The 20,885-nt window shown below is 73.6% G+C and carries 20 protein-coding genes; 14 read left to right on the forward strand and 6 right to left on the reverse strand.

Going from position 1 to position 20,885, the window contains the following annotated elements:
- The 4 genes from E1281_RS04320 to E1281_RS04335 form a co-directional block, all read left to right on the forward strand.
- A partial coding sequence (locus tag E1281_RS04320) for a serine/threonine-protein kinase (RefSeq protein WP_131875814.1) occupies nucleotides 1-1,447 on the forward strand: 1,447 nt, incomplete at its 5' end.
- Nucleotides 1,448-1,542: 95 nt separating this feature from the next.
- Nucleotides 1,543-2,046: a PaaI family thioesterase gene (locus E1281_RS04325; protein ID WP_243716577.1), complete on the forward strand. Its 504-nt coding sequence runs from the start codon at nucleotides 1,543-1,545 to the stop codon at nucleotides 2,044-2,046.
- Between the two features lie 92 nt (nucleotides 2,047-2,138).
- On the forward strand, nucleotides 2,139-3,842 hold the full coding sequence (gene sppA / locus E1281_RS04330; protein ID WP_131875815.1) for a signal peptide peptidase SppA: 1,704 nt from the start codon (nucleotides 2,139-2,141) through the stop codon (nucleotides 3,840-3,842).
- 50 nt (nucleotides 3,843-3,892) lie between these two features.
- The gene (locus tag E1281_RS04335; RefSeq protein WP_243716581.1) at nucleotides 3,893-4,315 is read left to right on the forward strand and encodes a flavin reductase family protein; all 423 of its coding nucleotides are present in this window, start codon (nucleotides 3,893-3,895) and stop codon (nucleotides 4,313-4,315) included.
- Here the strand turns inward: E1281_RS04335 and hutI are convergent.
- The 5 genes from hutI to hutH all read right to left on the reverse strand — a co-directional run bounded on the left by hutI (nucleotide 4,303) and on the right by hutH (nucleotide 11,342).
- The gene (hutI, locus tag E1281_RS04340) at nucleotides 4,303-5,463 is read right to left on the reverse strand and encodes an imidazolonepropionase (RefSeq protein ID WP_131875816.1); all 1,161 of its coding nucleotides are present in this window, start codon (nucleotides 5,461-5,463) and stop codon (nucleotides 4,303-4,305) included. The two genes, E1281_RS04335 and hutI, sit on opposite strands and share 13 nt — an antisense overlap.
- Nucleotides 5,460-6,851 (reverse strand): formimidoylglutamate deiminase, encoded by a 1,392-nt coding sequence (locus tag E1281_RS04345; protein WP_131875817.1) that lies wholly within the window; start codon nucleotides 6,849-6,851, stop codon nucleotides 5,460-5,462. Before E1281_RS04345 ends, hutI begins: the two co-directional genes overlap by 4 nt.
- A 10-nt stretch (nucleotides 6,852-6,861) precedes the next feature.
- Nucleotides 6,862-8,061 (reverse strand): allantoate amidohydrolase, encoded by a 1,200-nt coding sequence (locus tag E1281_RS04350; RefSeq protein ID WP_131875818.1) that lies wholly within the window; start codon nucleotides 8,059-8,061, stop codon nucleotides 6,862-6,864.
- Nucleotides 8,062-8,137: 76 nt separating this feature from the next.
- Nucleotides 8,138-9,787, reverse strand: coding sequence for a urocanate hydratase (gene hutU, locus E1281_RS04355; RefSeq protein ID WP_131875819.1), 1,650 nt, complete (start codon nucleotides 9,785-9,787; stop codon nucleotides 8,138-8,140).
- Between the two features lie 10 nt (nucleotides 9,788-9,797).
- Entirely contained in the window at nucleotides 9,798-11,342 is a 1,545-nt protein-coding gene (hutH, locus tag E1281_RS04360) for a histidine ammonia-lyase (RefSeq protein WP_131875820.1), read from the reverse strand.
- Between the two features lie 92 nt (nucleotides 11,343-11,434).
- Between hutH and E1281_RS04365 the strand changes: the two genes are divergently transcribed.
- From E1281_RS04365 to E1281_RS04375, 3 genes are all read left to right on the forward strand, one after another.
- The gene (locus tag E1281_RS04365; RefSeq protein WP_131875821.1) at nucleotides 11,435-12,241 is read left to right on the forward strand and encodes an IclR family transcriptional regulator; all 807 of its coding nucleotides are present in this window, start codon (nucleotides 11,435-11,437) and stop codon (nucleotides 12,239-12,241) included.
- Nucleotides 12,242-12,302: 61 nt separating this feature from the next.
- A complete protein-coding gene (locus tag E1281_RS04370; protein WP_131875822.1) occupies nucleotides 12,303-12,932 on the forward strand; it encodes an ATP-dependent Clp protease proteolytic subunit in 630 nt (209 codons plus the stop codon).
- Nucleotides 12,929-13,531, forward strand: coding sequence for an ATP-dependent Clp protease proteolytic subunit (locus tag E1281_RS04375; RefSeq protein ID WP_131875823.1), 603 nt, complete (start codon nucleotides 12,929-12,931; stop codon nucleotides 13,529-13,531). Before E1281_RS04370 ends, E1281_RS04375 begins: the two co-directional genes overlap by 4 nt.
- A gap of 15 nt (nucleotides 13,532-13,546) precedes the next feature.
- Here E1281_RS04375 and E1281_RS04380 read toward each other — a convergent pair whose 3' ends face one another.
- On the reverse strand, nucleotides 13,547-13,918 hold the full coding sequence (locus E1281_RS04380) for a helix-turn-helix transcriptional regulator (protein ID WP_131875824.1): 372 nt from the start codon (nucleotides 13,916-13,918) through the stop codon (nucleotides 13,547-13,549).
- Between the two features lie 187 nt (nucleotides 13,919-14,105).
- Here E1281_RS04380 and E1281_RS04385 point away from each other — a divergent pair, with 187 nt between their 5' ends.
- The 7 genes from E1281_RS04385 to E1281_RS04415 all read left to right on the forward strand — a co-directional run bounded on the left by E1281_RS04385 (nucleotide 14,106) and on the right by E1281_RS04415 (nucleotide 20,881).
- Nucleotides 14,106-15,794 (forward strand): sigma-70 region 4 domain-containing protein, encoded by a 1,689-nt coding sequence (locus E1281_RS04385; protein ID WP_131875825.1) that lies wholly within the window; start codon nucleotides 14,106-14,108, stop codon nucleotides 15,792-15,794.
- An 84-nt stretch (nucleotides 15,795-15,878) separates the two neighbouring features.
- Entirely contained in the window at nucleotides 15,879-16,565 is a 687-nt protein-coding gene (locus tag E1281_RS04390) for a hypothetical protein (protein ID WP_131875826.1), read from the forward strand.
- Nucleotides 16,566-16,663: 98 nt separating this feature from the next.
- A complete protein-coding gene (locus tag E1281_RS04395; RefSeq protein WP_131875827.1) occupies nucleotides 16,664-16,996 on the forward strand; it encodes a hypothetical protein in 333 nt (110 codons plus the stop codon).
- Entirely contained in the window at nucleotides 16,986-17,567 is a 582-nt protein-coding gene (locus E1281_RS04400) for a carboxymuconolactone decarboxylase family protein (protein ID WP_131875828.1), read from the forward strand. Before E1281_RS04395 ends, E1281_RS04400 begins: the two co-directional genes overlap by 11 nt.
- A gap of 119 nt (nucleotides 17,568-17,686) precedes the next feature.
- Nucleotides 17,687-18,349, forward strand: coding sequence for a hypothetical protein (locus E1281_RS04405; protein WP_131875829.1), 663 nt, complete (start codon nucleotides 17,687-17,689; stop codon nucleotides 18,347-18,349).
- Nucleotides 18,350-18,581: 232 nt separating this feature from the next.
- Entirely contained in the window at nucleotides 18,582-19,823 is a 1,242-nt protein-coding gene (locus E1281_RS04410) for a hypothetical protein (protein ID WP_131875830.1), read from the forward strand.
- 164 nt (nucleotides 19,824-19,987) lie between these two features.
- On the forward strand, nucleotides 19,988-20,881 hold the full coding sequence (locus E1281_RS04415; protein ID WP_131875831.1) for an endonuclease/exonuclease/phosphatase family protein: 894 nt from the start codon (nucleotides 19,988-19,990) through the stop codon (nucleotides 20,879-20,881).
- The last annotated feature ends 4 nt before the right edge of the window (nucleotides 20,882-20,885 follow it).

A 20,885-nucleotide genomic window follows, 5' to 3' on the forward strand; every position in this document is an offset into this window, starting at 1 on the left:
CGCCCAGCCCCTGGACCACGACGATCCCCGCGCCATCGGCGGCTACCGGCTGACCGGGCGCCTCGGCGAGGGCGGCCAGGGCGTCGTCTACCTCGGGGAAGGGCCGTCCGGGGAACGCGTCGCCGTCAAGACGCTCAAGACCACCGACGCCGCCGCCCGCGGCCGCTTCGCGCGCGAGATGCGGGCGGCGCAGCAGGTCGCCCCCTTCTGCACGGCCGCCGTCCTCGACGCGTCCGCGGACGGCGAGGCACCGTACGTGGTCAGCGAGTTCATCGACGGGCCGTCGCTCCAGCAGCGCGTCCGGGAGAGCGGGCCGCTGCGCGGCGGCGACCTGGAGCGGCTGGCCGTCAACACCGCGAGCGCGCTGGCGGCGATCCACGGCGCGGGGATCGTCCACCGCGACCTGAAGCCCGCGAACGTCCTCCTGGGCCCGGACGGCCCGCGCGTCGTCGACTTCGGCATCGCCCGCGCCATCGACGCCGAGACCCACACCCAGGTCGTCGGCACCCCCGCCTACTTCGCCCCCGAATGGCTGCACGGGCACCCGCCGACGGACAGGTCGGACGTCTTCGCGTGGGCGGGCACCATCGTGTACGCGGCGACCGGGCACCCGCCGTTCGGCCCGGCGACCAGCATCCCGGCGACCATGCACCGCATCGCCAACGGCGAGCCCGATCTCGGCGGGGTGCCGCCCTCGCTGCTCCCCCTGATCACCGAGTGCCTGGCCAAGGACCCGGCCCGCCGCCCGTCCGCCCGCGACCTGATGGTGCGCCTGGTCGACCCGTCCGCGGCGAGCGGCCCGGCCCCGGTCACGCAGCCGCCTCCCGTCGTCCAGGGGCAGCCGCCCGCCGGTTCCGCGCCCACGGCTCCCGCCGGTCCCGCTCCCGCGCCCGGCAGGGGCCGCGGGTGGATCATCGCGGGCGCCGCCGCGCTCGCCGTCGCCGCGATCGCCGCCGCGGCCTTCGTCCTCGCGAACACCGGGGACGACGGATCGCCGGGCCCCGGCCTCTCGTCGAGCGTCGCGGACGAGCCGACATCGCCTTCGGCAACGACGGGCTCCTCGCAGACGGCGCGGCCGTCTCCGGGCGGCGGACCGGGCGCCGCGAAGATCCCGGCGGACTTCGCCGGCACCTGGACGGGCACCCTGACCCAGACCGGCGGGCTGACCACGGGCGACAGCAGCACCAAGGTGACGATCAAGCTGGAGGCGGGCGCCACGGACGGCACGTCCGACTACCACGACTGGGGTTGCCACGACACCCTGATCATCACGAGCGCGTCCGCCACCAGCCTCCAGTTCCAGGAGACCCCGAAGAACAGCCAGGGGAGCCAGGGTTTCTGCATCGGCGGCACCCTGACGCTCAAGAAGGCCGGGGACGGCCTGGAGTACACGTCTCCGGGCGGTCTCGGCACCACCACCGCGGGCACCCTGCGCCGCGCCGGCTGACGCCCGGCCGGGCCCGACCCGTGACGAACGGCACAGCACCGCGCCGCCGATCACCGAATAGCATTCTAAAGTCGGTGTGATCAAGGAGTGGTGAGTTGAGCGTCGAGGCGAGCCCGGAGGGCCGGCGGGCGGAGGCCCTGCGGGAGGCCGCCGACCTGTGGAACACGCTGTCCGGAGCGGAGTTCATCCGGGCGATGCGCGACAAGCGGGTCCCCGAGTTCTCCGACATCAGCGACCACATCGGGCAGGCCGTCACGTCCGCCGAGCCGGGCCGGCTGGAGATCGCCTGGACGCCCGGCGAGAAGCTGTGCAACCCGGGCGGCACCGTCCACGGCGGCTACATCGCGATGATCCTCGACAACGCGGTCTGCCTCGCGGCGAGCAGCACGTGCGACCACTTCATGCCGATGCTCACGCTCAACCTCAACATCGACTACCTGCGCGGCGTCCAGGCCGGTGAGACGTACACGGTGACCGGGACCTGCGTGCATCCGGGCGGCACCCGCATGGTCAGCAACGCGGTGATCACCGACACGCGCGGGCGTCCGCTGGCGCAGGCGTCGGCGAGCGTCATCCCCAACAAGGCGTTCGCCCGCTGACGCGCGCTTCGGCCGTGTTCTCGTCCTCCGGTCTGAGACGGCTTGTACCAACGGTCCAGGGACCCCCGTAGTCGAGCGCATAGGCTAGGTCCATGGTGGATCCCGGCACAGTCCTCAACGTCATCAAACAGGCCCGCGACCGGCGGACGGCTCCGCTGATCCTCGAACTGGACCTCACCGAAGGCATCGTGGAGACCTCGCCGGCCGACCCCATCTCCGCGATCCTGTCCATGCGCAGGACGAACCTGCGGGACGTCCTGGACGGGCTGCGGCGCGCCCGCTCCGACAGCCGGGTCCGCGCGCTCGTCGTGAAGGTCGGCGGCGGCATCGGGCTGGCGCTCGTCCAGGAGCTGCGCGAGGCCGTGCAGGCGCTGCGGGACGCCGGCAAGCTCACCGTCGCGTGGGCCGAGACGTACGGCGAGGGCGGGCGCGGCACCGTCCCGTACTACCTGGCCACCGCCTTCGACAAGGTGTACCTGCAGCCCACCGGGGACGTCGGCCTGGTCGGCATGGCCCTCGAAGAGCCGTTCTTCGCGGGCGCGCTGGAGAAGGCGGGCGTCGAGCCCCGCTTCGCCAAGCGCCACGAGTACAAGACCATGGCGAACACGTTCGTGGAGAAGACCTATACCCCCGAGCACGAGGAGTCCTCGCGGCGCCTCGTCACCTCGCTCGGCGAGCAGGTCACCGCCGCCGTCGCCGCCGCCCGCGGGCTCCCCGAGGACAAGGTCCGCGAACTCATGGACCGCGGCCCCTTCCTCGCCGGCGAGGCGCTGGAGGAGAACCTGGTCGACCGCCTCGGCTACCGCGACGAGGTCTACGCCGACCTGCGCGAGGAGTTCGGCGACGACATCCAGCTCCGCTACGTCAGCCGCTACAACCGCGCGCACGGCATCGCGAGCATGCTTCCCCAGCCCGGCAAGCAGGACGTCGTCGCGCTGATCAACGGGCACGGCCCGATCCGGCTCGGCCGCAGCGGCCGCGGCGGCCCGCTCCCGGGCTCCGGTCCCGCGATGGGCTCGGACACCATCGGCGCGGCGTTCCGCGCCGCCGTGAAGGACGACAACGTCAAGGCGATCGTCTTCCGGATCAACAGTCCGGGCGGGTCCGCCGTCGCGTCCGACGCGATCTGGCGCGAGGTGGTCCTGGCCGGCCGGGCGGGCAAGCCCGTGATCGTCTCCATGGGCAACGCCGCCGCGTCCGGCGGCTACTACGTCGCGGCGGGCGCCGACACGATCGTCGCGCAGCCCGGCACCCTCACCGGCTCGATCGGCGTCGTCACCGGCAAGGCCGTGGTGAACGGCCTCCTCGACCGGATCGGCGTGAACTTCGGCAGCGTCGCCGTGGGCGACCACGCCCGCATGTCCAGCGCCACGAAGGACTTCAGCGACTCCGAGTGGGAACGCGTCAACGCCTCCCTCGACAAGATCTACGACGATTTCACCTCGCGGGTGGCGGAGGGCCGCGGCCTGTCCCGCGAACGCGTCCACGAACTGGCCCGCGGCCGTGTCTGGACGGGCGCCGACGCCAAGGAGCAAGGCCTCGTCGACGAGCTGGGCGGGATCGACAGGGCCCTCGACGTGGCCCGCAAGAAGGCGGGTCTCGCCGCCGACGCCCCGGTCCGCGTCTACCCGCACTCCTCTCCCCTGGAGCGCCTCCGCCCGCCGGAGTCCAGCGAGGACCGCACCGCCGCCTCGGCCCGCTTCGACGGCTGGGGCTCCCTCGGCGGCCTCGCCGCCCGCCTGGGCCTGCCCGCCGCCGGCCCGCTGACGCTCCCCGGCACCTGGGAGATCCGCTGACCGCGGAGTTCGCCGAGGCCGTCGCGGGCTTCGCCACGGGCGTCGTCGTCCTGACCGTCCGCGACGGCCGCGACGACCTCGGGACGACCGTGACGTCGTTCATGTCGGTGTCCCTGGACCCGCCGATGGTGCTGGCGAGCGTGACGACGTCCTCCTACCTGACCGAGGTCCTGGGCCGCCAGGACCGCTGGGCGGCGACCATCCTGTCCTCCGGCCAGCGCGCCCTGGCCGGGCGCTTCGCCGCCGAGGGCCGCCCCGGCGCCCGCATCCTCCTCGCGAGCGAACCCCACCACCGAGGCGAACACTCGGACGCCCTGATCCCCGAATCGGGCCGATCCGCCCTGGAATGCGAAACCCGCCGGAGGGTGGAAGCGGGCGACCACACCCTTTTCGTCGCAGGCATCCTCTCCACCGACTACGTGTCCCGCGACCAGGACTCCTTGATAAGGGTCAACCGCCGCTACCTGACCTGACGGCCGGACTTCCAGACGGTGGCGGTCTGGGGGACGCCGGGGCGGTAGGCCAGGTGGATGTGGGAGGGGGCGTCCAGGACGTGGACGTCCGCGCGGGCGCCTGGGGTGAGGTGGCCCACGTCGGTGCGGCGCAGGGCTCGGGCGCCGCCCGCCGTGGCGGACCAGACGGCCTCGGCGGGGGTCATGTGCATGTCGCGGACCGCGACCGCGATACAGAAGGCCATGCTCGAGCTGTAGCAGGAGCCGGGGTTGCAGTCGGAGGCGAGCGCGACGGTCGCGCCCGCGTCCAGGAGGCGGCGGGCGTCGGGGTAGGGCTGGCGGGTGGAGAACTCGACGCCCGGCAGGAGGGTCGCGACGGTCTCGGACGACGCCAAGGCGTCGATGTCCGAGTCGCTGAGGAACGTGCAGTGGTCGGCGGACGCGGCGTCCAGTTCGACGGCGAGTTGCACGGCGGGGCCTTGGGTGAGCTGGTTCGCGTGCATGCGGGGGCTCAGGCCCGCTTTGACGCCAGCTTCGAGGACTTCGCGGGCCTGGTCGGCGTCGAAGGCGCCCTCCTCGCAGAAGACGTCCACCCAGCGGGCGTGAGGTGCGCAGGCCGCGAGCATGTCGGTGGCGGCCAAGTGCGTGTAGGCGGCGGTGTCGTCCTCGTATTCGGCGGGGACGATGTGGGCGCCCAGGTAGGTGACCTCGTCCGCCAGTTCGGCGGCGATGCGGACGGCGCGCTCCTCCTGGTCGACCGTGAGGCCGTAGCCCGACTTGCATTCGACGGTCGTCGTGCCCTGGCGCGCCATCTCGGTGATCAGGCGGCGGACGGTGGCGCGGAGGTCGTCGTCGGACGCGGCGCGGGTGCGTGCCACGGTCGTGCGGATGCCGCCCGCGGCGTACTTCCGGCCGCTCATCCGCGCGGCGAACTCCTCGGCGCGCTCGCCGGCGAAGACGAGGTGGGCGTGGGAGTCGACGAAGCCCGGCAGGACGGCCCGTCCGGCGGCGTCGACGGCGGTGTCGGCCGCGGGGGCCTTCGCGGACGGGCCCGTCCACGCGACCCGGCCGTCCTCGATCACCAGGGCGGCGTCATGGACGACGCCCAGGCCCCCCAGGGCGGGGTCGTTGGTGACCAGCTCACCGATGTTCACGATGGCGGTGCTCAACCGGGCTCCTCTCGGGTGACGGCGGTGATCGCATCGGCGAGGGCGCCGGGAACGTCCTCGATCAGCAGGTGGCGGCCGTCGTGGACGATCTGGCGCCCGGAGACGACCACCTCGCGGACGTCGGCGGCGGTGGCGGCGAACACGGCGGCCTCGGCGGCGTGCTCGGGGGCGGCGCCGACCGTGCGGACCGAGTCGAGGGCCACGGTGACGAGGTCGGCGTACGCGCCGGGCTCCAGCCGTCCCGCCTCGGGCCAGCCGAGCGCGTAGTGGCCGTTGGACGTGGCGGCGGCGAGCAGCTCCCCGGCCGTCCAGTGGCCGCGGAGGCGGGTGCGGAGCCGCTCGTCCAGCTCGACCGCGCGGGCCTCCTCGAACATGTCGATGACGGCGTGCTGGTCGGAGCCCAGGCAGATCGGCGCGCCGGCGTCCGCCAGGTCGCGGGCGCGGCCGATGCCGTCGGCGAGGTCCCGTTCGGTCGTCGGGCACATGCACACGCCGGTCATGGTCGTGCCGAGGAGGCCGATGTCCTCGCCGGTGAGGTGCGTCGCGTGGACGGCCGTGGTCAGCGCACCCAGCGCCCCGGCCTCGGCCAGGACGCGGGTGGGCGTCATGCCGTAGGCGTCCAGGCACGCCTCGTTCTCGGCGGGCTGCTCCGACAGGTGGACGTGCAGGGGCGCGCGGTGCTCCTTCGCCCAGGACGCGACCGCCCGGAGCTGCTCGCGGGGCACGGCGCGGACGGAGTGGATCGCGGCCCCGACCCGGGCGTGCAGCCGTCCCCCCTTGTCCGTCGCCTCGTAGAGGCTGTCGACGCGGCGCGCCCAGTTGCCGGCGGTCCCGTCGCCGAAGCGGAGCTGCGGGCCCGTGAGCGGCTCGCCGATGCCGCCGGCGAGGTAGCAGGCGTCCAGGAGCGTGATACGGATGCCCGCGTCGGACGCGGCGGCGATCAGCGCCTCGCCCATCGCGTTCGGCTCGCCGTAGGGGGCGCCGCCGGGCCTGTGGTGCAGGTAGTGGAACTCGCCGACGCAGCTGATCCCGGCGAGGGCCATCTCGGCGAACACGGCGGTGGCGAGGGAGCGGTAGGAGGCGGGGTCGAGACGGTCGGCGATGCCGTACATCTGCTCGCGCCACGTCCAGAAGGTGCCGTGTTTCGCCCCCATGGCTTCGCCCCGCCACCCCCCGGTGTGCGCTTGCGCGCGGGAGCGGAGGGCCCGGTGGAAGGCGTGGGAGTGCGCGTCGGCGAGGCCCGGCAGGGTCAGGCCGGGCAGGCGTCCCGCGTTCCGCGGGGCGGGGACGCCGGCGGCGACGCGGGTGATCCGCTCGCCGTCGGCCTCGATGAGCACGTCGGACGCCACTCCGTCGCCGAGCCAGGCGAACTGGGCATGCCACTGCATAACGGGACTCCTACCCGCACGCCAGGTCGTCCAGTACCGCCGTGAGGGCCTCGACTCCGACCAGGCGGTCCGCCGGTTCGGCGAACTCCGCGGGGTCGTGCGAGACCCCGGTCGGGTTGCGGACGAACAGCATCGCCGTGGGCAGCCGCGCCGAGAGGATGCCCGCGTCGTGCCCCGCGCCGGTCGGCAGGACGGGCGCCCCGCCGAGCGTCCCGGCGATCCGGTCGCGGAGGGCCGCGTTGAAGTCGACGATCTCGGTGTAGGACTCCTCGGCGAGGTCGACGCTCACCCGGTGCGGGCGCGCGGCGACCCGCGCCGCCTCGTCGATCTGCTTCACCGTCCGCCGGACCGCCTCGTCGGCCGGGCCGCGGGCGTCCAGCCACGCCGTGACCGAGGACGCGATCGCGTTCACCCCGCCCGGCACCACCCGGACCTTGCCCACGGTCGCGACGGTCCCGTTCCGCTCCGCCGCCTCCCGCGCGGCGATCACCATGCCCGCGAACGGCAGCATCGGGTCGCGCCGGTCGGGCAACCCGGTCGTGCCCGCGTGGTTGCCCTCGCCGCCGAAATCGAACCGCCACCGGCCGTGCGGGACGATCGCGCTCGCCACGCCGACCGGTTCCCGGAGCGCCCGGCCCTGCTCGACGTGGAGTTCGACGAAGCAGCCGATGCGCCCGAGGAGGTCGTCGTCCGGGCCGATCGCGGCGGGGTCGAGCCCGGCGCCGTGCATGACCTCGGCGAACGTGTGGCCGTCGCCGTCGGTGAGCGCGCGGGCCCGCGCCGGGTCGATCGCCCCGGACAGCAGCCGCGACCCGAGGCACGCCACCCCGAACCGCGCGCCCTCCTCCTCGGCGAACGCCCCGATGCCGATCGGCCGGGTGAGCACGGCGCCCCGCTCCCGGAGCCGGTCGACGGCCGCGAACGCCGACACGACGCCGAGCGGCCCGTCGAACGCCCCGCCGCCGGGCACCGAGTCCAGGTGGCTCCCGGTCAGGACGGCGTCGCCGCGCGACCCGTCCCCAGGCCACCACCAGGCGACCATGTTCCCGTTGGGGTCGTGCTCGACGTGCAGGTCACGGCGGCGCGCCTCGTCCACGAACCAGGCGCGGCACTCCAGTTCCGGCGGCGTCCAGGCGAACCGGTGGTACCCGCCGGTCGCCTCGTCCCGCCCGACGGGCAGCAGCGCCGCCCACATCTCCTCGAAGCTCATACCCCTCCTCCTCCCCAACGTCGACTTGCGGCGTGTTGTTGTTTTGGAGCGCGCCATAACAACAACACGCCGCAAGTCAACGCATCGGGATTCTGACTCCTCGCTCCTGCGCCACCTCTTCGGCTCGTGGGTAGCCCGCGTCGACGTGGCGCATCACGCCGGTGCCGGGGTCGTTGGTCAGGACGCGCTGGAGTTTCTCGGCCGCCAGGGCCGTCCCGTCGGCCACGCAGACCTGGCCGGCGTGGAGGGAGCGGCCGATGCCGACGCCTCCGCCGTGGTGGATGGACACCCATGTGGCACCCGACGAGGCGTTGAGCATCGCGTTCAGCAGCGGCCAGTCGGCGATCGCGTCCGACCCGTCCGCCATGCCCTCGGTCTCCCGGTACGGGCTGGCGACGGACCCGCAGTCGAGGTGGTCGCGGCCCAGCACGATCGGCGCGCTGATCTCGCCGCGCGCCACCAGGTCGTTGAACGCCTCGCCGGCCCGGTCGCGCTCGCCGTAGCCGAGCCAGCAGATCCGGGACGGAAGGCCCTGGAACCGGACCTTCTCCCCCGCCATCCTGATCCACCTGGTCAGCGGCTCGTTGTCGGGGAACAGGTCGAGGATCGCCCGGTCGGTGCGGGCGATGTCCCTCGGGTCGCCGGAGAGCGCGGCCCACCGGAACGGGCCCTTGCCCTCGCAGAAGAGCGGCCTGATGTAGGCGGGCACGAAGCCGGGGAAGTCGAACGCCCGCGCGTACCCGGCGAGCTGCGCCTCGCCCCGGATCGAGTTGCCGTAGTCGAAGACCTCGGCCCCCGCGTCGCGGAACCCGACCATCGCCTCGACGTGCGCGGCCATCGAGGCACGGGCCCGGTCGATGAACGCGGCCGGGTCCTTGTCGCGCTCGGCGGCCATGTCGCCGAACGCGACGCCCCGCGGCAGGTAGGCGAGCGGGTCGTGCGCGCTGGTCTGGTCGGTGACGATGTCGATCGGCGCGCCGCGGGCCAGCAGGGCGGGGACGGCGTCGGCCGCGTTCCCGAGCACCGCGATCGACAGGGGCCGCCGCTCGGCCCTGGCCTCCTCGGCGAGCCGCAGCGCCTCGTCCAGCGACGCGGCCTGGACGTCGCAGTACCGGTGCTCGACGCGCCGCGCGATCCGGGACGGGTCGCACTCGACGCAGATCGCGACGCCGCCGTTCATCGTGACGGCGAGGGGCTGCGCGCCGCCCATCCCGCCGAGCCCGGCGGTCAGCGTGACCGTCCCCGCCAGCGTGCCGCCGAAGCGCTTCTCGGCGACGGCGGCGAAGGTCTCGTAGGTGCCCTGGAGGATGCCCTGGGTGCCGATGTAGATCCACGACCCGGCGGTCATCTGGCCGAACATCGTCAGGCCGAGCGACTCCAGCCGGCGGAACTCCTCCCACGTCCCCCACTGCGGCACCAGGTTGGAGTTCGCGATGAGCACGCGCGGGGCCCACTCGTGCGTCCGGAAGATCCCGACCGGCTTGCCGCTCTGGACGAGCAGCGTCTCGTCCCCCGCGAGGTCGGCCAGCGACCGGACGATGCCGTCGAAGGCGTCCCAGTTCCGGGCCGCCTTGCCCGAGCCGCCGTAGACGACCAGCTCGTCGGGGTGCTCGGCGACCTCCGGGTCGAGGTTGTTCTGGATCATGCGCAGGGCGGCCTCCTGTGGCCAGCCCTTGGCGGTGAGGCCGGTGCCGCGCGGCGCGCGGACGGGACGTGGACCTGACATGCGAACTCCTTCAGGACAGGGGACCGGTGACGGCCTCGGCGGCGGCGACCAGCGAGCCGTCCACGACCATCCCGGTCGCGGCGGCCATCTCGGGCGCGAGGTAGCGGTCCGGGCCGGGCGGCGGGACCGCCTCCCGCAGCTTCGCGACGACGGCCGCGGTCGCCGGGCCCGGACGCAGCGGGGTGCGCAGGTCCAGGGCCCGCGCGGCGGTGAGGATCTCGATGGCGACCACCTGCGCCAGCCCGTCGACCGACCGGCGCAGCTTGCGGGCCGCGTTCCAGCCCATCGACACGTGGTCCTCCTGCATGGCCGAGCTCGGGATCGAGTCGGCGCTGGCCGGCGCGGCCCGCCGCTTCAGGTCCGAGACGATCGCGGCCTGCGTGTACTGGGCGATCATGTGACCGGAGTCGACGCCGGGGTCGTCGGCGAGGAAGGCGGGCAGCCCGGCCGAGCGGGCCTTGTCGAGCATCCGGTCGGTGCGGCGCTCCGACATCGACGCGACGTCGGCCGTCGGCACCGCGAGGAAGTCCAGCACGTACGCGATGGGCGCGCCGTGGAAGTTGCCGTTGGACTCGACCCGTCCGTCGGGCAGGACGACCGGGTTGTCGATGGCGGACGCCAGCTCCCTGCGCGCGACGAGTTCGGCGTGCTCGACCGTGTCCCGCGCCGCGCCGTTCACCTGCGGGGCGCAGCGCAGCGAGTACGCGTCCTGGACCCGGGTGCAGTCGGGCCCGCGATGCGAGTCCATGATCTCCGAGTCGCCGAGCAGCGCCCGCAGGTTGGCGGCCGAGGCGGCCTGCCCCGGATGCGGCCGCAGGCTCTGCAGGTCGGCGGCGAAGACCCGGTCGGTGCCGAGCAGCGCCTCCACGGTCATCGCGGCGGCGACGTCCGCCGCGACGAGAAGTCTCCGCAGGTCGTGGATGGCCAGGACGAGCATGCCGAGCATCCCGTCCGTCCCGTTCAGGAGGGCGAGCCCTTCCTTGGCGCCGAGCTTGACCGGCGTGATCCCGGCCTCGCCCAGCGCCTCCGCCGCCGGTTTCAGCTCGCCGCCGGCGTCCCTGACCGAGCCCTCGCCGATCAGCGCCAGCGCCACGTGCGCGAGCGGCGCGAGATCTCCGGAGCATCCGAGGCTGCCGTGCTCGAAGACCTGGGGCGTGATCCCCGCGTTCAGCAGCCCGGCCAGCGTCCGCGCCGTGGTGGGCTGCACCCCGGTCCGTCCCGTGGCGAGCGTGCGCAGCCTGAGCAGCATCAGCGCCCGGACGACCTCCCGCTCGACCTCGGGCCCGGATCCCGCCGCGTGCGACCGGACGATGTTGAGCTGCAACTGCGCCCGCAGGTCCGGGGCGATGTGCCGGGTGGCGAGGGCCCCGAACCCGGTGGAGACCCCGTAGACGGGGGTCGGGCGGGCCGACAGCTCCTCGACATGCGCCCGCGCCTCGCCGACCAGCTTCAGCGCCTCGTCCGAGAGCGAGACCCGCGCGCCGCCCCGCGCCACCGCCACGACCTGCCCGAACGTCAGCGCTTCCGGTCGGACCTCGACCTCTGCATCCGCCATGCCGAAACTCATACCCACCATTGGACCGCCCGGCCGTCCCGTCCCCCAGCCCCGCGAGGCGCTATCCGTCTCGGATACGAGACAATGCGGCCATGAGCCAGGTCCCCGCCGCCCGGCGCGCCCTCGCGGTCCTGCGCCTGCTGGCCGCCGCGCCCGGGCCCCTGCCCGCCCCGGCGATCGCCCGCTCGCTGGATCTCCCCCGCTCCAGCACGTACCACCTCCTGACCGCCATGGCCGAGGACGGCTTCGTCACCTACATCCCGGAAGAGCGCCGCTGGGGCCTGGGCGTCGCCGCCTTCGAGGTCGGCTCCGCCTACCTGCGCCACGAGCCCCTGGAACGGCTGGCCCGACCCCTCCTCCGCCGCCTGGTGGACCAGGTGGGCGAGATCGTCCAGCTGGGCGTCCTGCACGGCGCCGAGACGCTCTACCTGCTCAAGGAGCAGCCCCCCGGGCACGCCACCCTGCTCACCGACGTGGGCGTCCGGATGCCCGCCCACCTCACCGCCAGCGGCCGCTCGATGCTCGCCCACCTGCCCGCGGCCCAGGTCCGCGCCCTGTTCCCCGGCCGCTTCGTCGACCGCACGGGCCAGGGCCCGGCATCCCTCCGCGAGCTCCGCCGCACCCTCTCCGAGGACGCCCGCCGGGGATGGTCGGTGGAGGACGGCCACATCACCGAGGGCTTCGCCAGCATCGCCGCCTGCGCCTTCGACCACACCGCCCGCCCCACCGCCGCGATCACCGCCACCTTCCGCCGCGAGGCGCATCCGGAGCGGACCTGGCCCGCGCTGGCGGCCCCGGTCCGGCGCACGGCCGACTCCCTGACCACCCGCCTGACCGGCCGCCCGCCCGGCGGCACTTCCCGCACGCGGACCGGCCACGGCCGGCGGACGCTGCTCTGAGCGGATCCGCCGTGGGCAGATCCGGCTGTCGCCGGCCGGCGCGCCGACGCAGGGTTGAGGCATGAGCGAGGAACAGAAACTCCCGTTGTTCAACGAACGTGTGCGGCGCGAGCTGTACCGGCAGCGCGTTCTCGTGCTCGACGGTGCACTCGACGACGACAACGGCACCCTGCTGGCGACGCAGCTGATCACGCTGGCGAGGGAGGACGCGTCGACCGACATCGCGCTGTGGATCCACTCCCCCGGCGGATCGGTGCCGTCGATGCTCGCGATCCGCGACGTCATGCGGCTCGTCCCGTGCGACGTCGCCACGACGGTGCTCGGCATCGCCTACAGCGCCGGCCAGTTCCTGCTGTCGTCGGGCACCCGCGGCAAGCGCCGCGCCATGCCGCACGCCCGCGTCCTCATGCACCAGGGCTCCGCCGGGATCGCCGGCGCCGCCGTCGACATCGAACTGCAGGCCAACGACCTGCGCCACACCCGCGACACCGTGCTCGGGCTCATCGCCGAGGACACCGGGCAGCCCCTTGAACGGGTCTTCGAGGACTCGCTGCACGACCGCTGGTACACCGCGCAGGAGGCGCTCGAGTACGGCTTCATCGACTCGATCGTCAGCACGCTCGACGATGTCGTCCCCGCCGACCACCGCCCCATCGGGCTCGGCGTCCCCCGCGAAGGAGCGACTCGATGAGCACCTACACGATCCCGAACGTGATCTCGCAGAACCCCCGCGGCGAGCGGATCATGGACGTCTACTCGCACCTGCTGACCGAGCGGATCATCTATCTCGGCACCGCGATCGACGCGGGGGTCGCCAACGCCCTCGTCGCGCAGCTGCTGCACCTGGAGGCCGACGGCCCCGACCGCGACATCCAGCTGTACATCAACTGCGAAGGCGGAGACCCGAGCGCGATGCTCGCCGTCTACGACACCCTGCGCTACATCCGCCCGCAGGTCGCGACGACGTGCGTGGGGCAGGCGGTCGCCGTCGGCGCCGTCCTGCTCGCGGCGGGCACCGCCGGGAAGCGCGCCGCGCTGCCGCACACCCGGGTGGTCCTGCACCAGCCGATGGGGCAGGGCCGCGGAGCGATCCCCGACCTCATCCTCCAGGCGGACGAGGTCGTCCGCGTCCGCGCGGACATCGAGCAGATCCTCTCCCGGCACACCGGGCAGGACACCGCGACGCTGCGCACGGACACCGACCGCGACCGCGTGTTCACGGCGAACGCGGCGCTGGACTACGGCCTCATCGACCACGTCATCGAGGAACGGCAGCCGATGCCCGTGTAGCGCGGTGAGTCCCGCCTATGCGGCCAGGGCGTAAGCGGTGTGACCGGCCGGGGCGGCGGCCCTCGCCGGCGCACCGCTCAGGCTCGTGCCGACCGCCAGCGTCAGATCGGCGAGGGTCACGTCCAGAGCGCCGGCGACCGCGGCGATCATCTCGCTCGACGGCTCCTTGACCCCGCGCTCGATCTCGGAGAGGTACTGCGGCGAGACCCCGGCACGGCGGGCGGTCTCGATCAGCGTCTCGCCGCGTTCGTGCCGCAGGCTCCGCAGGCAGCGGCCGAGCGCGTCACGCCAGAGCGGCTCGTGGCCGGCCCCGTCCGGCGGACGTGCCGCGTTCGGCTCGGGCGGTGTCTCATCGGCGGGCATCAGCGGTCGGACGATCTCGGCCATGCCCGCATCGTAAGCCGGACACCCCGCCGGCTCCCAGCCATTCCGCCCACCGCAGAACACGACGGCACGCCGACGTCCCGGGCAGAGCCGAACGCGATCTTGACGGTTCGTCACGCCGCCGCTTTCAAGGAAGGGCTCCATCTCGTCGTTATCTGGGGCGGCGCATAATGCGGGCTGGAGGTGCCCCGTGCGGACGGTGGATCGCGCGCACTACGCCGGCCTTCTGCGGTTCGCGTACCTGGTGCTGGACGACGGCGACGCCCCGCTCACGCGCGCCCGCGGCGTCGCCGCCAGGGCCGCGCGGGTACGGCACGGCGGTTACCCGGCCATGCGGGCGCGGCTCGTCGCGATCCTGCTCACCGGCCCGCCTCCCGGGAGGCTCCGGCCGGAGCGGCTGCTCTTCGAACCCGTGCGGACCCCGCCGGGCCCCGTCCGGGCGGCGCTGCGGGAACTGCCGCCGCAGGACCGCGTCGCCTACCTGCTGCGCCGCGACGGCCTCACCGCACCCGAGGTCGCCGCCGAGATGAGCATCCACCTGCGGACCGACTTCCGTGACGTGGACGAGGCCACCGCCGCGGTGGACGACCGAACCGGGCTGGACGAGGCCGCGCAGCGTGCCGAGATCGACGCGTTCGAGCCCGACCTCGTCCGCCTCCGTCCCACGCCCGGCCGGCGCCCCGCCCTGGCGGCCGTGCTCGCCGCCGTACTACTGGCCGTCACCGGATTCGTCCTCGCCCAGCGGGACGAGAGACCCGGCGAGCCGGTCGCGATCGACCCGCGCGCGTGGCGGGCGACCGGCGAGCCGACGATCGACGAATGGCCCGCCCAAGGCGCGCTGCGCCACGACACCGGGCTGCTGCGCCGGGCCGCCGGCGCCTGGCGGGCCCACGATCGCCACCCGCCGCTCGGCCGCGTCGTCCTGCTGTACGCCGGGACGGTGGACGACGCGTCCCTGGTCGTGCTGCGCGACTCCCCGGGCCCGCACGACACGCCCAGCGTGGCGCAGTACTTCGAGCGGCGCCTGTCGCGCGGCGTGGAGTCGGTCCGCAAGCTCGGGACGGGCGCCGGGCAGCTCATCACGCTGGGCATGACGTGGCGGTACCTCGTCCCGCCGTGGTTGCGGGACGTGCGCGCGGCGGTGCCGTCCCGGAACGCTCCGGCCTGGGCACCGCTGGCGGTCCGGGACGGGCTGAGCGATCCGCTGCCCTGGCCCTGGTTCACGCGGCGCTGCCAGAACTTCGTGGCGTTCCGGATGGCGTTCCGGCCGGCCATCGGCGAGGGACGGACCATCACCCAGCTCGCCTCGCACGACCCGGCCTCCGCCGCGCCGCGGGTGTCGTTCCGCGACCCTCCGGAGCAGCCGGAGCGGTTCCGGTGGGCGGCGCTGCACGCCGTCGCCTGCGACGGCGGGAAGACGCTGACCGAGTCGGGGGACCTGCTGCTGGGCCATCTGTGGAGCGGCGACCTCCCCGACGGCGGAGGCCGGGCGACGCTGCTGACGGTGGACACGTCCTCCCCGGAGAGCACCCCGGGCACCTCGATCCTGATCTCCGGCGACGGGCGGGCCCTGTCCGAGCGGGGCAGGACGAACAGCGACGCCGTATCCTCCCCCCGGACCCTGGCCACGGTCCTGTGGTGGCGCTCGTCCCGGAACTGGCATCTGGTGGCGGCCGCGGGCCCGGACGTCACACGGCTGAAGACGGTCGGCGAACTGGGCACCCACGAGAAGAAGGCGAACCGGCCGGGCGGGACACGCCTGCTGACGGTGACCGGGCCGAGCACCGGCGGCGGGCCCCGCGAAACCGACCGGCTCCCGGTCGTCCAGGTCATCGCCTACGAGCTGGACGGAGACCGCACGATCATCAGCCCCTCGTGACCGCGGTCCGGCCACGGAGGAGGCACACCGGCCACTACGCTGAGTGATCGACGACCGGTCCGCTTCGCCGCGAGAAGGAGACCTGTGGCCGGGGACGACACGGGCACCGAGATCTGGGATCCGTTCGGCACGCTCCGGCGGGTCCTGTGGATCGGCGGCGGCCAGTGGGCGGGCAAGTCCACCGTGGCCCGGCTGCTGGCCGTCCGCCACGGGATGACCGCCTACCACTACGACCTCCACGACGCCCGCGGCCACGACGATCGCCGGATCGCCCGCCGCGTCAGGCTCGGCCTGCCTCCCGCCGACCCGGACCCCGATGCCGCCTGGGTGGACACCACCCCGCAGGACATGGCCGCCGAGACGCTGGAAGGGTTCCCGGACCGCTTCGAATGGGCGCTGGACGACCTGCGCGCTCTGTTCTCCGGACGTCCCGTCGTCGCCGAAGGCTGGGGGCTCCGCCCCGAGCTGGTCGCACCGATCATCGACTCGCCCCGGCGCATGCTCGTGATGGTGCCCACCGAGGCGTTCCGCGCCAGGCAACTGCGCGAACTCGACCGCGCCGGCGCCCTCGGACTGGACGTCGGCGACCCCGAGCGGGCCCAGCGCAACCGGGTCGAACGGGACCGCCTCGTCGCCGCCGACGCCGTCCGCACCGCCCGGCGCCTCGGCATCCGCGTGATGGAGATCGACGGAACCCTCGGCGCCGTCGCCGTCGCGGTCGCCGACCACTTCCGCCCCTACCTCCCGCCACCGGAACCACAGGAGGAATGACCGCAGCAGGCCGGTCTTCTTCGGCCGCGTGTCGTAACCGGCGGCGCGCCGATCGTCTTATACCTGAGAGCGGGCAACCCGAGAACACGGAGGACACAGTGCCGGAGGACAGCAAGCGAGCAGCGCACCAGGCCCTGGTGGAACGTGTGCTGACCGGGAAAGGCACGACATCCGCGGAGCAGCGGGCACGTGCCTACGACAAAGAGGCGGTCTCCCCGCCGCTGGACGCGCTGATCGGCAAGGTCGCCGACAGCCCGGCGCGGGTCACCGCCGCGGACCTGGAGGCGGCGAAGGCATCCGGCTGCACCGAGGACCAGGTGTTCGAGCTGGTCATCTGCGCCGCGGTCGGGCAGTCCGCCAGACAGTACGACGCCGGTCTGGCGGCACTGGCCGAAGCGACGGACACGGAGAGGCCGGGCCATGCGACTTGACATCCTCAACCGCGGCTACCGTCCCGGGACCAAGCTGATGTTCGCGCTCATCCGGGTCTTCTCCGGGCATCCGCTGCCGGACGCCGCCAGGCTGGTCTTCTACCGACCGGATTTCTACGGTGCACGAGCCAGGGACTTCACCCAGGAGGCGATGCGCGGGCCGTCCGCCTGGTCGGTCGGCGACCGCGAGCTGATGGCGGCCTACGTGTCCAAGGTGAACGAGTGCGCGTTCTGCGTCGGCGCGCACACCGCGACCGCAAGGCAGGCGTACCGGGACGGGCCGCGGGTCGCGGCGGTGCTGGACGACCTGGAATCGGCCCCCGTCGGGGACCCGCTGCGGGCCACGCTGCGGATGCTCGGCAAGCTGACCCGGGAGGGCACGGCGAGCGCCGGCGACATGCGGGAAGTGCTGGCCGCCGGCGCCTCACCCGAGCAGGTCAGGGACGCGCTCGCGGTCTGCGCCGCCTTCAACGTCACCAACCGGCTCGCCGACGCCTTCGGATTCGAGCTGCCCTCCCCCGAGGGTTTCGAGGCGGGAGCCGAGCACCTCATCAAGCGGGGCTACCGCTAGCGCGCCGCGGACCTCCCGGGCATGGAACGCGACGGGCGCGACCGGCGTCAGTATCGGAGCGGGCCGTCCGGGACCACGGCGGCCCGTCCGCCCTGCCCCCCGGACCGTGAGAGAGCACGATGCCCACCCCTCTTTCCGAGCTGAACGCCCGCGAAGTCCTCGACGTCATGTACGACGAGCTGGCCGTACCGGTGGCGCTGGCCGACGGCACGTTCGACGAGATCGTCGAGGAGGTCGTCGACGGCCACCTGATGATCGACCTGCCCCTGGAGATCGAGGCGGGCGAGTACGAGGACCTCGAAGGGGTGGGCGAGGACGACCTGCGCGCCTGGCTCGTGGACCTGCTCAGGCACGAGTTCGCCCGGCACCTCGCCTGGCAGGAGAGCCTGGGCGGGCGTCCGGCCGACGGCGACCGGCTGAGCGACGCCTTCGACGAGCTCAACGCCCGGTCGATCGTCGCGCGCGAGAACTTCGCCTGCTGCCAGAGGTGCGGCCTGCTGGAGATCCGCGACGAGCCCCACGACGGCGGCGCCGAGCAGGCCCGCGGCTACGTCTTCTACCACCAGCAGGACACCGTCCGGCGCCCCCTGTACCTCGCCTTCGACACCCCTGACGGCTCGGAGGAGACCCGCGTCGCGCTGGGCGACGAGGTCGTCGGCGTGCTCCGCGACCACGGCCTGGTCCCCGAGTGGGACCGCGACCCGCGCCGGCGCATCGCGCTCGACGCCGACCCGCGCAGGATCCGCCACGGCGACCTGGCCGCCTACCCCGGCCACGGCTAGCCGCGCGATCGAGGGCGCCGTTCCCGGCCACGCGGTGCGCCCGGCCCCCCGTCCGCGGATCGCGCACTCGGCGCCACCGGCGCCGCACCGGCGATTTCGCTGATTCCCGTTTCCGAGATCGCGGCTTGACTCGGGACGGTCTGCTTCCGGTCCGGGAGCAGGGCCGAGGGACGCACTCGGTACAACGGTGCGCCGGCGCGGTCGACCGGCGCGGCCAGAAGGGAACTCAGACATGTCTCGCATCAGCGGACGCCTGCGGAGAACCGGCGCGGTGGCCATCGGTGTGCTGGCCATGGGCGCCGCGGGCGCCGTCACGGCCCCCGCCTCCGCCGCGCAGCCGGTCTACGCCGAGGACTTCTCCGACGGGCTCGGCACCTTCACCGCCACCGGTTCGGTGAGCACCGGCGCCTACGGCGCCCGGCTGCGCGGGTCGCGTTTCTCCGGATCGTCCATGACGTCCGCGGCCATCGACCTGACCGGGCACGGCGACGTGACGGTCTCCTACACACGGGCGGCGTCCGGACTCGACCTCGGTGAGACCTTCACCGCGGCCTACTCGGTCGACGGCGGCGCGTTCACCGCGCTGGAATCGTCGCGCGCCGCCACCGGCGCGGCGTCGTTCCGGCTGCCGGCGTCGGTCGAGGGCGGTGACCTGCGGCTGCGGTTCTCCCTGGACGCGGACGGGCTCCTGGAGACCCTGACCGTCGACGACGTGCTCGTCGAGGCCGGGGACGGCGATGCGCCCCCGGGCGGGTCGCTGCCGCCCGTGGACGACGTCACCGAACCCGGACCGTACGCGGTGGCCGTCGACGAGTCCGCCGGGCCCGGCGACGACGGATGGCTGGTGTACCCGGCGGACGCCGGCCGGGACGGTGTGGACCACCCGATCCTCGTGTGGGGTCCGGGCGCGGGATCCGACCCGGCCGACTACGAGGACATGCTGCGCCAGTGGGCCTCGCACGGGTTCGTCGTCTACAGCGAGGTGTCCTCCAGCGACGGCGGCTACATGGTCGACGCCCTCGACTGGCTCGAGACCCGGAACGCCAGTCCGGCCAGTCCCCTGTACCAGGACCTCGACACCTCCGAGGTGGCCTTCGGCGGCCATTCCCGCGGGTCGCTCGGAACGTTCGACGTGGCCGACGAGCCGCGGCTGGCGACCACCGTCCACGTGGCCGGCGGCTCCTTCGACGGCGGCGGCCCGGACAACCTCCGGAGACCGGCCCTCTACATCGGCGGCGACGACGACTTCGCCACCGGGAACATGGAGCGCGACTACACCAACACCGACGTGCCGGTGTGGTTCAACATCCTCGACGACACCGACCACATCCTCGCCACCCGGAACGGGCAGCACATCATCACCGCCTGGCTGAGGTGGCTGCTCGCCGACGAGGAGTTCCGCCGCGCGGACGACTTCCTGAGCTCCACCTGCACCTTCTGCGACCTCGGCGACGTCCGGTACAAGAACTGGTGACACCGCGGTGACGGGCACCGCCCCGCCGTCCCGCCGGCGGGGCGGTGCCCGATCGGATCGACGGGTGCCCGCCGGGACGGTCGGCACCGGCGCTCTTGATCGATGGGTGTCGTGCGGCGAAGGTGAAGGGAGCGGCCGGTCCCGACTTCGGCGAGGGGGGCGAGATGCGCGGACGCCTCCTGCGGCATCGGTGGTTCTGGGCGGCGGCGGCGGGCGGGGCGCTGGTGCTCGTCTCCGGGTTCGTGCTGGTCGAGCCGGCGCAGGGGGACGGGACGGTGCGGGTGATGAGCTACAACGTGCGGGGCGTGGACGATCAGCCGCCGCGGGACTGGCGCACCCGGCGCAAGCTCGTCGGGCATCTGCTCGGACGTCATGATCCGGACCTGCTGGGGGTCCAGGAGGCGCGGTGGCACCAGGTCCGCGACCTGGCCGAGGCGCTGCCGGACCACGGCTGGATCGGGCTGGGCACCCAGGGCGGCACCAAGGACCAGTTCCTCGCGATCTTCTACGCCGAGCGGCGGTTCGAGGTTCTGGACTTCGGCCATTTCTGGCTGTCGGACACCCCCGACGTCATCGGCTCGTCGACGTGGGGCAACAAGTACGTCCGGATGGTGACGTGGGCCAAGTTCCGCGATCGTCGCACCGGAACGGTCCTCTACCAGGCCAACACACATCTGGACAACGCGTCGGCGGGCTCCCGGGTCAAGAGCGCCGGGCTGATCCTCGACCGGGTGCGCGGGTTCCAGAGCGGCGTTCCGGTGGTGCTGACCGGGGACTTCAACTCCACCGCCGGGGCGTCGCCCGTCTACACGATCCTCACCGGGCCAGGCGCGTTCCAGGACACCTGGACGACGGCTCAGCGGCGCGGCCCGCAATACCGCACCATCGGGCGGTGGCGCCCCCCGAAGCGGGGCGGCAAGCGGGTCGACTGGATCCTGGCGCGTGGGGAGGTCGAGACCGTGTGGACCGAGATCGACCCTTACCGCGTCGGGGGGCTCTACGCGTCCGACCACTATCCCGTGATCGCCCACCTGAAGGTCACAGGCCGTAGCGGATGAGGAG

Source organism: Actinomadura sp. KC345, assembly GCF_004348515.1.
GTDB lineage: Bacteria > Actinomycetota > Actinomycetes > Streptosporangiales > Streptosporangiaceae > Spirillospora.

Bases quoted from the DNA above. Each gene is read 5' to 3' on its own strand.
- sppA (WP_131875815.1), top strand. From the start codon at position 2,139: ATGGTGGATCCCGGCACAGTCCTCAACGTCATCAAACAGGCCCGCGAC.
- E1281_RS04345 (WP_131875817.1), bottom strand. From the start codon at position 6,851: ATGCAGTGGCATGCCCAGTTCGCCTGGCTCGGCGACGGAGTGGCGTCC.
- E1281_RS04350 (WP_131875818.1), bottom strand. From the start codon at position 8,061: ATGAGCTTCGAGGAGATGTGGGCGGCGCTGCTGCCCGTCGGGCGGGAC.
- hutU (WP_131875819.1), bottom strand. From the start codon at position 9,787: ATGTCAGGTCCACGTCCCGTCCGCGCGCCGCGCGGCACCGGCCTCACC.
- hutH (WP_131875820.1), bottom strand. From the start codon at position 11,342: ATGGCGGATGCAGAGGTCGAGGTCCGACCGGAAGCGCTGACGTTCGGG.
- E1281_RS04365 (WP_131875821.1), top strand. From the start codon at position 11,435: ATGAGCCAGGTCCCCGCCGCCCGGCGCGCCCTCGCGGTCCTGCGCCTG.
- E1281_RS04370 (WP_131875822.1), top strand. From the start codon at position 12,303: ATGAGCGAGGAACAGAAACTCCCGTTGTTCAACGAACGTGTGCGGCGC.
- E1281_RS04375 (WP_131875823.1), top strand. From the start codon at position 12,929: ATGAGCACCTACACGATCCCGAACGTGATCTCGCAGAACCCCCGCGGC.
- E1281_RS04380 (WP_131875824.1), bottom strand. From the start codon at position 13,918: ATGGCCGAGATCGTCCGACCGCTGATGCCCGCCGATGAGACACCGCCC.
- E1281_RS04400 (WP_131875828.1), top strand. From the start codon at position 16,986: ATGCGACTTGACATCCTCAACCGCGGCTACCGTCCCGGGACCAAGCTG.
- E1281_RS04405 (WP_131875829.1), top strand. From the start codon at position 17,687: ATGCCCACCCCTCTTTCCGAGCTGAACGCCCGCGAAGTCCTCGACGTC.
- E1281_RS04410 (WP_131875830.1), top strand. From the start codon at position 18,582: ATGTCTCGCATCAGCGGACGCCTGCGGAGAACCGGCGCGGTGGCCATC.
- E1281_RS04415 (WP_131875831.1), top strand. From the start codon at position 19,988: ATGCGCGGACGCCTCCTGCGGCATCGGTGGTTCTGGGCGGCGGCGGCG.